This window comes from Nostoc sp. FACHB-110 (genome assembly GCF_014697425.1).
Taxonomy (GTDB): domain Bacteria; phylum Cyanobacteriota; class Cyanobacteriia; order Cyanobacteriales; family Nostocaceae; genus Nostoc_B.
In genome coordinates this window covers 149,264-161,049 of sequence record NZ_JACJRU010000004.1, presented here as the reverse complement: position 1 = coordinate 161,049, position 11,786 = coordinate 149,264, and the positions used below count along the sequence as shown (strand labels likewise).

Here is an 11,786-nt window from a genome sequence, read left to right as displayed (position 1 = left end):
GAAGCAGGAATTGTATCTACATTTCCCTAAAAGTTAATGGACAGAAAACTATGTTAATTAAGACTAATTAAGCTAAAATTCTCTTACCTTCTGGCTCCTGCCTGATGCCATTGATCAATATTGAATTATCTCAAAGCAGATTGTTGAATACACTACTAATTACTGGAACTGATACCGAAGCTGGCAAAACTGTGTTAACAACAGCCCTAGCAGCTTATTGGCAAAAATATTATCCGCAGCGTCATTGGGGAATTATGAAGCCAATTCAATCGGGAATTGGCGATCGCGAGTGGTATCAAAATCTGTTTAACTTAAAACAATCACCCGAAGAAATTACACCTTTATATTTTCAAGCACCTTTAGCCCCACCCATCGCCGCCGCCAGAGAAAATCGCCAAGTTGATTTGGCTGTGGTTTGGAAAACATTGTGTGAGTTGCGATCGCGCTACGAATTTCTTTTGGTAGAATCAGCAGGTGGCTTAGGTTCACCAGTTACAAATGAGTTAACAGTGGCTGATATCGCTGGCGAATGGCATTTACCTACAGTTTTAGTCGTCCCAGTCAGATTAGGTGCAATATCGCAAGCAGTAGCGAATGTGGCATTAGCCAGACAGTCACGGGTAGATATCACAGGCATTGTGCTCAATTGCATACAACCAAGAACTGATGCAGAGATTAGCGACTGGACTCCACCAGAAGTGATTGAATCATTTACACACATCCCTGTTTTAGGCTGCTTGCCTTATTTGGAGAACCCCGCAGACTTAGATAAGCTGGCCGAAATTGCATCTAATTTAAATTTAGAGGCACTAAATATTTAAGAAAATATTAAACTGAGAACAGAACCCCATCTCAGTTGTCTTCTACCAGTTTATTTTCATAATGGTTTCCACATTCCCCAGTTCCTATTCTGTTGATTTATCGCGTGTGCGCCTCTCAATTCGCTCATTGCAACCACAATTGGTAGAATGGCGGCGGCGGTTACATCAGCATCCAGAATTAGGCTTTCAAGAAAAATTGACGGCTGAGTTTGTTTCTAGTCAATTGCAAGCATGGGGAATTGAACATCAAACTGGTATAGCGAAAACTGGTATTGTCGCAACGATTCAGGGAACAAAACCCGGTAAAGTCTTAGCAATTCGGGCAGATATGGATGCGTTGCCCATTCAAGAATTGAACGAAGTACCCTATAAATCGCAACATGATGGCATCATGCACGCTTGTGGTCATGATGGACATACTGCGATCGCACTAGGTACAGCATACTATCTCCACCAGCATCGAGAAGACTTTGCAGGTACAGTCAAAATCATCTTCCAGCCAGCTGAAGAAGGGCCAGGAGGCGCAAAACCGATGATAGAGGCGGGGGTATTAAAAAACCCTGATGTCGATGCCATTATTGGTTTACACCTGTGGAATAATCTCCCCTTGGGAACTGTTGGTGTTCGTGCTGGCGCATTAATGGCCGCTGTAGAGTTATTTAACTGCACAATATTAGGCAAAGGTGGACACGGCGCAATACCCCATCAAACAATCGATTCGATTGTTGTTGCAGCCCAAATTGTCAACGCCTTACAAACCATCGTCGCCCGGAATGTTAACCCTATCGATTCTGCTGTCGTGACTGTGGGCGCACTTCACGCAGGTACAGCACATAATGTCATTGCTGATACAGCCAACATGAAAGGCACAGTCCGGTATTTTAACCCAGCATTTGCCGGCTATTTTCAACAGCGCATCGAGCAAATCATCGGCGGAATTTGCCAGAGTCACGGTGCTAAATATGAATTAGAATATACAAGCTTATATCCGCCAGTAATTAATGATACTGGAATTGCAGAATTAGTGCGATCGATTGCTGAAGAAGTGGTAGAAACTCCTGTAGGAATTGTGCCAGAGTGCCAAACAATGGGCGGCGAAGATATGTCTTTCTTCTTACAAGAAGTTCCCGGTTGTTACTTCTTTCTTGGTTCTGCTAATCCAGACAAAGATTTAGCTTATCCCCATCATCACCCGCGATTTGATTTTGATGAAACTGTTTTACCAATGGGTGTGGAAATATTTGCTCGTTGTGTAGAGAAATTTTTTAGTTGAGATTGTCTACGAGATTGATTTGGACTCATTTACAATCAAAGATAAAAAGCATCCAAAATTATGATGAACTCCTTTTCCTCAGCTAAATCTCCAAGTAGCCAAAATAATCCTGTAAAATTGCCGTCTCTTGATCAGAAAAACCCTTGGTTAGCGATGGCAGGAGTCTTTACTGGAGTTTAGACTAGTCCGCGTGGTGCGCCAAGCGCAGCGCAAGCGCGATAGGCGGACTACCCTGCGGGAAGCCGCTTGCGCGTCTACGTTTGTATAGCCGCGAATTCCATTCGCTGGGGCTAGGTGCAAGATGTGAGGTATACGATCTGTCGAAGCTGGAATCATACTTTAAAACTGCTGAAATGCTTACTATATATAAATTTTCGCAGTTTTTGCCCCCTTTTTTTATCTATTTGTGAGAAATCCGGGTTGATGAATAATCCCATGACTGTTAAGGGAGAAGTCGGATTTTCTTAGCTCTGTTCAATATAACAGAATGTAACAATACTATCTTTCACAACTTGTTATCAGAAGCAATTCCAATCAAATAACAGGGAACAAACTGGAAAAATGAGCTTCCAACGAACCGTGTCGTTGAAAGCTCACTTGAACTTTTAATACAAGGTGTAGAAGTTATTTCTACGCTTTAGGGAGTTGCTAGAAAGTTGACAATGCTATTACCACCATTACGACCAACAGCAGGAATCTCGATCAAAGCATCCTTAGCTTTCCCAGTACCATCGTTAACCACAGACTTGTCATCAATTGGGTGTCCATTGGGAATGAACAACTGCGGGTGATCAAACGGTGCTTTTTCGTAACGGACTCGTTCATCTGTCAGTGCTTTGAGAAAAGCCACCAAATCATCTTTTTCTGGCTCACTCAAGTTGAGGTTTTCAATATCTGCATCTAGGTTGTTGATATTCTGTTCGTGAAAATCTCCACCCCGATTGTAAAACTCAACTACTTGTCTAAGAGTCAACTGTCCGCCGTTGTGGAAGTAGGGAGCAGTGAGTTCTATGTTCCGCAGTGTTGGTGTTTTAAAGGCTCCATCTACAGCTACTCTTTGGTTGGCGCTCACTGTAATATTGGGCGCTACTCCCAAAAGTTGCTGGAATTTTCCTTGTTGTGCTAGTCGGGTTTCGGAGAGTGGATTACCAAAGGGGTCTTTACCTCCTACTCCCAAGTCTTCGTTAGTGGGTCTGACACCAATGTTATAAAAGCCATTGTCGTAAATAGCTTCTTGACCATCGCCCATAATCATGCGCTCTAGTCGTTGGTTTTGGACATTTTTCACAGAAGCGTTGGTAAATTCTCCGCCACCATGACAGTTAATACACTTGGCTTTCCCTTCAAATAGGTTTTTACCTCGGATTTGTTGGGCGGTTAAAGCACCAGAGTTACCTTCTAAGTATTGGTCAATGGGGGCATTATTCGAGACTAATGTAGATTCGTACAGTTGCACCGCTAACCCGAAGAACAAGGAGAAATTGTACTCCATCAGACTATAAGTCTTATAGTTGGGATCAATCACACTTGCTAATCCCAAAAGTACGGCTTTACGGCTACCATCTCGTTTATCAACTTGTATTGACCAAGTAGGATCCCACCACTCCTGCTTGAAACTAGCCTGGATCATCTGCTGATAATTCGTAAATGTCAGACCTTTACCAAACAATTGTGCGTAGCTACCTAAGACGCTGTCATCAGAACGTACGATTTGCTTTCCTAGTGGTCTCAGACCCATTAATTTGTTACCAAGGTCTCTCAGGGACTTTGTACCGCTAGAAAGGTTTGTTAATCCTTTGAGAAGGTCACTCAGACTTGGTAGTCCAGATGTCCCGAATTTATCACCAACTTCTTGGAAGGTGCGCCCGTCAGCTGACATCTCGAAGGAACTCAGTGGTGGGCCGACTGCTTGGGAAGCTAGAGAAGAGTTATTGAGTTTGACGCTGACAGCTTGTGGCGGGAATAAGGTAACTAAGAGACCAGGAGTTGCTTTAAAAAGTTTAGCGTTGGGGTCTCTTAACCCAAATGGGTTAACTCCATTGAAAATGTTTTGAGCGCGTCCATCCCAGAAGTTGCGGAAGTTGAACACCGCATTGATGACGGTTGGTGTATTACGTGGCTCAACTCGCCGGACTTCTGTACCACCGACGTTAAATACGGCATCGTCTAGTTGAGTGACATTATCTTGAGCATTCCCAGGATTTGTACTGATGAAGTCGGAATTGAACACCCCTTGAGATGATGCTACATCGTTACTATCAGATAGAACGGCAGAGTTGCGGTCATTTGGATTTGCTAGTTTGTGGAATGGGAAGTCTCCAGGCTTGAGGGTGTAGTTTGGCTGACCAATACTAAAGGTAGTGTCAGGATTGGGAAGGCTATTTGCATCTACACGCAAAAGACCAGGACTAAGTTGGTTTTTTGCTCTGTTGTCAGCACCTGCATGAAAATGGCAAGTAGCACATGATGTGATGCCATCGCTACCAACCTGCATATCCCAAAACAGTGCTTTTCCTAAAGCGATCGCTGCTTTCTTGTCTTTGACAAATTCTCCCAAATTACTAGGCTCTGGAATGGCTACAGTTTTTAATGATGCCAAAGGCTGAGAAGGCCCTGGATTTACTAACTGCGCTGAAACGATGTGTCCGCCTAATATGCCAATAGTTGCTATCAGTGCAACAATCACACTGCTTTTAATTTTCTTTGATACTTTCGATGCCATGCTTCTCAGTATGTCTCTGAAACCCTTATAGATGACACCTATGGAAATTTTGCTCATGTTTTGATGAGTGTTGACTGTTAGCGATTTTTCAGGTCAGAGCATTACTAACCCATTGTTAACTGTGAAATTTTTTGTTGCATCCGCCAAAAAATTTCGCTCTAGCCGAATAATTAAGGGATATTTGTATGGTCTTATAAATCCAATTTCGGTGAAATAATTTTTACCTGAGCAGTGTTGGCCAGCCAATTATTCACGCCGATAGCAGTACTGTTTTGTAGTAGCTAAAATGGGGTTAAGACTCTTTTACGTAAAGTTGCTAGATTTAATTTCATCAGGTATTCTACTATAAAAATCCTTATAGAACCAATTTGACATCTTTTACTGTGTTGAATTAAAGTGACGGCAAAAGTCGTATCCAGCAGTTATGCCATACTCTAGCAGCCTCACAGATGAAGAGTGGATCATCCTCGAACCCTTACTGCCTCAGAACAACAAAAGAAAGAATTAGGACACTCAGGGTTTGTTCCGGTTGCTGCGAGGTGGGGGAAGAGAACGTTCCAATGCTTGGATGGAGAGATGCAAAATTCTCGTCAAGAACTTTGAGAGAACTCTAGTTAATGCCACTGCCAAAATTAAATCTTTGTTTTATTCGACTGATGATTAAAAGACTTGCAGCATCTTCTTAGATGTCAAATGGGTTCTATAAAGGCCAATCTCAAAAACACATTAATTCCTTATGCCAACTTGAAAGGAGAAGATTTAACAGGAACCAAAAACTTAGAACAACGGCAGATTGACCAAGCAAAGGGCGATAATCGCACAACTATTCTGCCAGACTATCTACAATATCCCGAACATTGGCAGTAATTGAGAATTAAGGAAAATATAAAAAAAATATACTTTTGACTTTTAACTTTTGACTTTTGACTTTTTCAACTGCCTCCAGCCTTCTGCCTCCACCAGACAGTAATTAGGTATAATCACCTCAATAACTTTGATCCGCCCAATATTGTGATTGCTATCTATCCTGGCAGCTTTGACCCCATCACCTTAGGCCACCTCGATATTATCCAACGTGGTAGTCGGCTGTTTAACAAAGTAATTGTTGCGGTGTTGCGTAACCCAAATAAAGTTCCTTTATTTACTGTGGAACAACGACTAGAGCAAATTCGCATAGCTACGCAACATCTACCGAATGTCGAAGCGGATAGTTTTGACGGACTAACTGTAAATTATGCTCAACAACGCCAAGCGCAAGTGTTGTTACGAGGTTTACGAGCGATTTCAGATTTTGAAGTAGAATTACAGATGGCACATACCAATAAAACACTGTCTACTCAAATTGAAACAGTTTTTCTCGCAACATCAAATGAATATAGTTTTTTAAGTAGTAGTGTGGTAAAAGAGATCGCAAGATTCGGTGGTTCTGTCGATCATCTTGTTCCCCCCCACATTGCTTTAGATATATACAAATGCTACAACCACAACTATCCAATAGCGAACCCAACCACAACGGCAATTACCCCCCTCCAGAGTATCCCAATGGAGCAGTCAACGGGGACAATTCCCAACCAGGAAGCGTAGACATTCAGCAGGAACTCAACCGCTTAGAAGATTTGATTCTTTCTGGTTGGCGAGTTCCTCTGACTGGGCGCACATTAATAGACGAAGAAAAATTATTTGAACAGCTAGATTTTATTCGCGTTTCTTTACCTTCGGTATTTCAGGAAGCTGCTGCTATTCTGCAACACAAGCAAGAAGTGATGTTAGAAGCAGAAGAATATGGACAGCAAATAGTTGACGCAGCCCAAGCCAAAAGAGCGCAAATTTTGGCAGAAAGCGATATATTAAGACACGCAGAACGCGAAGCAGAACAACTACGGCGCAAAACCCAGCAAGAATGCGAAGCAATGATGCAGGAAACTCGTGCGGAAATTGAACGCAGGCAGCAAGCTTGTATGGAAGAATTAGAACAAATGCGTCAAACTGCGATCGCTCAAGCTCAAGAAATTGAAGATGGTGCTGATCAATATGCCGATAGTGTCCTCGAAAATATCGAGCAAGACCTCAAAGATATGTTAAGAATTATCACCAATGGCAGACAACAATTACGCCAAGAAAATCAATCTCAAAATTATTCTTCAAAAAAGAAATGAGGTGAGAGGTTAGAGGTTAGGGACTAGAGGTTAGAGACTAGAGGTTAGTATATTTTCTGGACTCAGCACTTAGCACTCAGCACTCAGCACTTAATATTGTAAGATTTTCCTAAACCTATCTTGCTTATAGGTCGAAAATCACAGGTTATTTCCAGTGCATTGCCATGCCTTACTATCAGGATCAGTTAAGCATTACCACTGTTGATGAAGCTCTACAACAGTTATCTGTTGATGAACTAAAAAAGCTAGCTGCATTACTGAATACTAATAGCAAACCCACGCGCAAAGCCGAAATTATTGCAGTGATTCACCGTTATCTTGTGGGGGAAAATCTGCAACAATTGTGGCGAGAATTAGATCATCTGCAACAAAAGGCAGTAGCGGAAACAATTTACAACACAGATGGTTTGTTTAACGCTACAAGTTTCTACGCTAAATATCTGGAAGAACCTAATTGGGGAACATCTGACGTATACGGTTACAAGCGTCAACCATCGTTATTGTGTTTATTTATCTACAGCAATATTATTCCTCAAGATTTACAAACACGCTTAAAAGCATTTGTTTCGCCACCAGCAGAATTTTCGATTACTAGCTTAGATAAATGTCCAGAGGTTTTTCGTTTGCAGTGGCAACAATGGAACTGGAAAACCCGCGAACGAGAAACCCATGAAAAAGAAATTGTCGTCAAGCAGTGTGAAATGGAAACTGCTGCACAACAAGATTTACTCGCGGTACTGCGGTTAATTAACGCCGGAAAACTCAGTGTTAGCGATAAAACGGGATATCCAAATAATAGTAGTATGAGTGCGATCGCCTCTGTGTTGACTGGTGGCGATTATTACAACGACGACCCATCTACACCATCATACGAAAAAATCGGTTTTATTAAGCCCTTCGCCTGGGCAATGCTAGTCCAAGCCGCAGGTTTAGCCGAACTTTCTAGCAAACGTCTAGTCTTAACCAAAACGGGACAAAAAGCCCTGACAAACCCACCCGCAGCCACCATCCGCAATATTTGGAAAAAATGGCTAAAAAATAAGGTATTAGACGAATTACGCCGCATAGATTCTATTAAAGGACAAACAGGCAAAGGTAAGCAAGGTTTAACCGCCCCAGACAAACGCCGCGAAGCCATTACCAAAGCCTTAGCCGAGTGTCCTGTGGGGCGATGGATGGGCGTTAATGAACTGTTTCGCTGCATTCTCGCCAAAGGCTACAATTTTGAAGTTACCCGCAATCTTTGGAACTTGTATATTAGCGACTCCCATTACGGTAGCTTAGGTAATGGTGGCGATGATTGGGAAATTTTGCAAGGCAGATATGCTTTATGTCTGTTATTTGAATATGTTGCCACCTTGGGAATGATTAATATCGCCTATGTTAACCCCGGCGGCGTTCGTCCTGATTATACCGACTTATGGGGAACCGATGACTTACCGTTTCTCAGCCGTTACGATGGTTTGATGTGTTTGCAATTAACACCCTTGGGTGCATATTGCTTGGGTTTGCAAAACGACTATACACCGCCACCGTTAGAAGTACGGGCGGTATTTCGCGTATTACCAAACTTAGAAATAGCCGCGACTGGCGAACCACTTACCCCTGCTGATACTCTGGTACTGGATGTTTACGCCCAAAAAATTTCGGATGCGGTGTGGCGGTTAGAGACGGCTAAGTTATTGGGTGCGATAGAAGCAGGGCAAAGCATCACCCAATTACGAGAATTTCTGCAAGCCCGCAGTGGTCATGAATTGCCAGAAACCGTCAATCAATTTTTAGCAGATATTGAAGCGCGAGGCAATAGTTTGCGCGATCGCGGTCAAGCCCGGTTGATAGAATGCACTGATGCTGCTTTAGCTGTATTAATCGCCAACGATTCGCGCACGAAAAAGCTGTGTTTCTTAGCCGGAGAAAAGCATTTAGTTGTGCCTAGCGAGTCAGAAACTAAATTCCGTAATGCCGTGAAAAAGTTGGGTTATAGTATTGCGTTGAGTGGTTAAAATTCCTCATGAATGAATTAATTTTAATGCAAGTAAATTTCGGTTTGAATGTAGCCAGTTTGATTGGGTTTGTGCAGATTATTTTTGCTGTAGCTTACATACTGGCTATGATAATTCTGCTGATTCAACGTGCAAGAAGACTAGAGAGTTTATCTTTAATTACTTATGTTTTTCAAACCCTAATTATTCCTATTTTTCTGCTAACTTCTGGGTTGATTCTGGTTTTTCAAGGTTGGCGATTAGACCCTATTTTACAATTTATGCAATTCTTACTCACTGTGTTAATTATTTATTTATGTATTAAAGATATTGTGATTAATGGTGGTTATAGAAATCGGTAGTTTAAGTTGAGCGATCATTGTTCAACATCAGATTTAACATCAAATTCGACCTTGTTGTATAAATCTTGTAATTTAATTTCCAAGGAAATAGTAACTAAATTAATAAACTCATCTTCGGCATCATATTCTTGCAAAGACCATCGTTTATTAGCAGTCTTATAAAAATGTTCTACAAAAATTCTATCCTGCTCAACTAGTAAATATTCTTCAAAGGATGGTATGGTGCGATATGCTTTAAATTTCCCTTCTTTATCATAACTTTCGGTAGACTTTGATAATACCTCAACAATTAATTTTGGATTCGTAATGGTATCTGTCCGATTTTCCAAAAATTCAATTTTCCCTGCAACAATAGAAATATCGGGATATGTATAAATACGTTGTTTAGCTATCCACAAACGCATATCACTGTTAAATACTTCATAATCTTGTTGCCTAAAAGCAAAATTCAAAATAGCATAAAAATTACCAGAAATTCGATTATGGTTTGCAGTTCCACCAGCCATTGGAATAATTCTTCCGTCAATATACTCACTTTTAAAATCAGCTTTTTCTTCTAAGTTTAAATATTCTTGGATGGTAAAATATTGTGGTTCTAGTATTTGCACAAGTTTACCTCACTTCTGCTTTTTAAACATCTTCTGTATCTTTTAGGTGTTGTAGGTTGGGTGCAGCGCCAGCGAAACTCAACAACTATGATGATTTTACTTTTTCATTACCATTTATTACTTTATTATATTTCGTAGGATTTAGCTGACAAAATCATGTCTTACATCCCAGAAAATGCGCTGATTGTGCAGAGCGATCGCACTATTCTTTTAGAAGTACATTCTCCCACAGCAGCTAAAGCCAGAGAAGCGATCGCACCTTTCGCTGAACTAATCAAAAGTCCCGAACATATCCACACTTACCAAATTACACCGCTAAGTATTTGGAATGCGCGGGCGGCGGGGATGCAGGTTGAGGCGATGGTAGGGGCGTTGCGAGACTATGCGAAATATCCTATCCCGGAAGCAGTCGCCCAAGAAATCAGCACTTTGGGTAGTCGCTATGGCTTAACGGTAATTGAACGGGATGGAGATAGTTTACTGCTGCGAATGAGTGACCAGCCTTTAGCGGAGTTGCTGTCACGGGATAAGCAAGTCGCCCCATTATTAGGTAAGCGTCTTTCTGAAGTTTGCTTTCAAGTCGCGGCGAGTTTGCGCGGTGTACTCAAACAGGCTTTGTTAGCGGCTGGTTATCCGGCGGAAGATATTGCAGGTTATGTCACAGGCGATGCTTTAGCAATTCAATTGCGCGAAGAGACACGTACAGGCAAAAAATTTCTGCTGCGGGACTACCAAAGTCAAGCAGCAGAAGCATTTTATCAGTCGGGAAGAGTACAAGGTGGCAGTGGCGTAATTGTGCTACCCTGCGGTGCAGGTAAGACAATTGTCGGTATGACTGCAATTGCCGCCGTGCAAGAGAGTACGCTTGTACTAACAACTAGTTTAACATCCGTGCGACAGTGGCGGCGGGAATTGTTGGATAAAACAGATTTACCAGAAGATGCGATCGCAGAATACAGTGGTGAAGTCAAAAATACAGGGCCGATTACCCTATCAACTTATCAAATACTGACCTATCGCCATCAACGCGACGGTGATTTTCCCCACTTTGATTTATTTAGTGCGCGTTCTTGGGGTTTAATCATTTACGACGAAGTTCATCTGCTTCCCGCGCCAGTTTTCCGCATCACTGCTGAACTGCAAGCCCGTCGCCGCTTGGGACTAACCGCCACCTTGATTCGGGAAGATGGTAGAGAAGGTGATGTTTTCGCTCTGATTGGGCCGAAACGGTATGATGTTCCCTGGCGAGAATTGGAAGGTGAAGGTTTTATCGCCACGGCGAGTTGCACGGAAATTCGCGTTTCTCAAGAGAAAGAACGCCAAATGGAATATGCTTTAGCACCGAGGCGCAATCAGTTTCGTGTCGCCGCCGAAAATCCGCGCAAGGTGCAAGTTATCAAAGACTTGTTAGCAAAAGAGTCAGGACACCGCATTTTAATTATTGGCGAATTTTTGTCGCAATTGGAAGCGATCGCCCAAGTTACCCAACTACCGTTAATTACTGGTAAAACCCCCGAAAAAGAACGAGAAAAACTATATCAAAGCTTTCGAGAAGGGGAATTAGGCGGACTTGTTTTATCCAGAGTTGGTAACTTTGCCATTGATTTACCAGATGCAGATATTCTGATTCAAGTATCTGGTAAATATGGTTCTCGCCAAGAAGAAGCCCAGCGTCTAGGTAGAGTTTTACGCCCAAAATCTGATGGTCGTCCCGCGCAATTTTATACTTTAGTTTCGCTGCGTACTTGCGAAGAAGATTTTGCCCGTCATCGTCAGTTATTTTTAACTGAGCAGGGCTATAGTTATCAAATTGAAATTATGGATTAAGGAAAAATCAAGAATTACAGATAGCTAAATATGTC

11 protein-coding genes are annotated in these 11,786 nt (G+C 42.0%); 8 read left to right on the top strand and 3 right to left on the bottom strand.

The window, feature by feature from the left end; translation table 11 throughout:
* The first annotated feature begins 143 nt into the window (after positions 1–143).
* Entirely contained in the window at positions 144–821 is a 678-nt protein-coding gene (gene bioD / locus H6G69_RS06485) for a dethiobiotin synthase (protein WP_190683737.1), read from the top strand.
* Between the two features lie 61 nt (positions 822–882).
* Positions 883–2,094, top strand: a complete 1,212-nt coding sequence (locus H6G69_RS06480; protein ID WP_190683417.1) for a M20 family metallopeptidase — start codon at positions 883–885, stop codon at positions 2,092–2,094.
* Between the two features lie 147 nt (positions 2,095–2,241).
* Here H6G69_RS06480 and H6G69_RS06475 read toward each other — a convergent pair whose 3' ends face one another.
* On the bottom strand, positions 2,242–2,430 hold the full coding sequence (locus H6G69_RS06475) for a hypothetical protein (RefSeq protein WP_190683414.1): 189 nt from the start codon (positions 2,428–2,430) through the stop codon (positions 2,242–2,244).
* 301 nt (positions 2,431–2,731) lie between these two features.
* Positions 2,732–4,816 carry a cytochrome-c peroxidase gene (locus H6G69_RS06470; protein WP_242071994.1) on the bottom strand — a complete coding sequence of 695 codons (2,085 nt, stop codon included), beginning with the start codon at positions 4,814–4,816 and terminating at the stop codon, positions 2,732–2,734.
* Positions 4,817–5,509: 693 nt separating this feature from the next.
* Between H6G69_RS06470 and H6G69_RS06465 the strand changes: the two genes are divergently transcribed.
* From H6G69_RS06465 to H6G69_RS06445, 5 genes are all read left to right on the top strand, one after another.
* Entirely contained in the window at positions 5,510–5,683 is a 174-nt protein-coding gene (locus H6G69_RS06465) for a hypothetical protein (RefSeq protein ID WP_190683407.1), read from the top strand.
* Positions 5,684–5,827: 144 nt separating this feature from the next.
* The gene (gene coaD, locus H6G69_RS06460; RefSeq protein WP_190683402.1) at positions 5,828–6,400 is read left to right on the top strand and encodes a pantetheine-phosphate adenylyltransferase; all 573 of its coding nucleotides are present in this window, start codon (positions 5,828–5,830) and stop codon (positions 6,398–6,400) included.
* Positions 6,289–6,972: a DivIVA domain-containing protein gene (locus H6G69_RS06455; protein WP_190683399.1), complete on the top strand. Its 684-nt coding sequence runs from the start codon at positions 6,289–6,291 to the stop codon at positions 6,970–6,972. Before coaD ends, H6G69_RS06455 begins: the two co-directional genes overlap by 112 nt.
* A 164-nt stretch (positions 6,973–7,136) precedes the next feature.
* On the top strand, positions 7,137–8,975 hold the full coding sequence (locus H6G69_RS06450) for a helicase-associated domain-containing protein (RefSeq protein ID WP_190683396.1): 1,839 nt from the start codon (positions 7,137–7,139) through the stop codon (positions 8,973–8,975).
* A gap of 8 nt (positions 8,976–8,983) precedes the next feature.
* Positions 8,984–9,316, top strand: coding sequence for a Ycf66 family protein (locus H6G69_RS06445; protein WP_190683393.1), 333 nt, complete (start codon positions 8,984–8,986; stop codon positions 9,314–9,316).
* Between the two features lie 14 nt (positions 9,317–9,330).
* Here H6G69_RS06445 and H6G69_RS06440 read toward each other — a convergent pair whose 3' ends face one another.
* Entirely contained in the window at positions 9,331–9,924 is a 594-nt protein-coding gene (locus tag H6G69_RS06440) for a Uma2 family endonuclease (protein WP_190683390.1), read from the bottom strand.
* Between the two features lie 156 nt (positions 9,925–10,080).
* On the opposite strand from H6G69_RS06440, the gene H6G69_RS06435 reads away from it, so the two are divergent.
* Positions 10,081–11,751: a DNA repair helicase XPB gene (locus tag H6G69_RS06435; RefSeq protein WP_190683387.1), complete on the top strand. Its 1,671-nt coding sequence runs from the start codon at positions 10,081–10,083 to the stop codon at positions 11,749–11,751.
* Positions 11,752–11,786 lie beyond the last annotated feature (35 nt).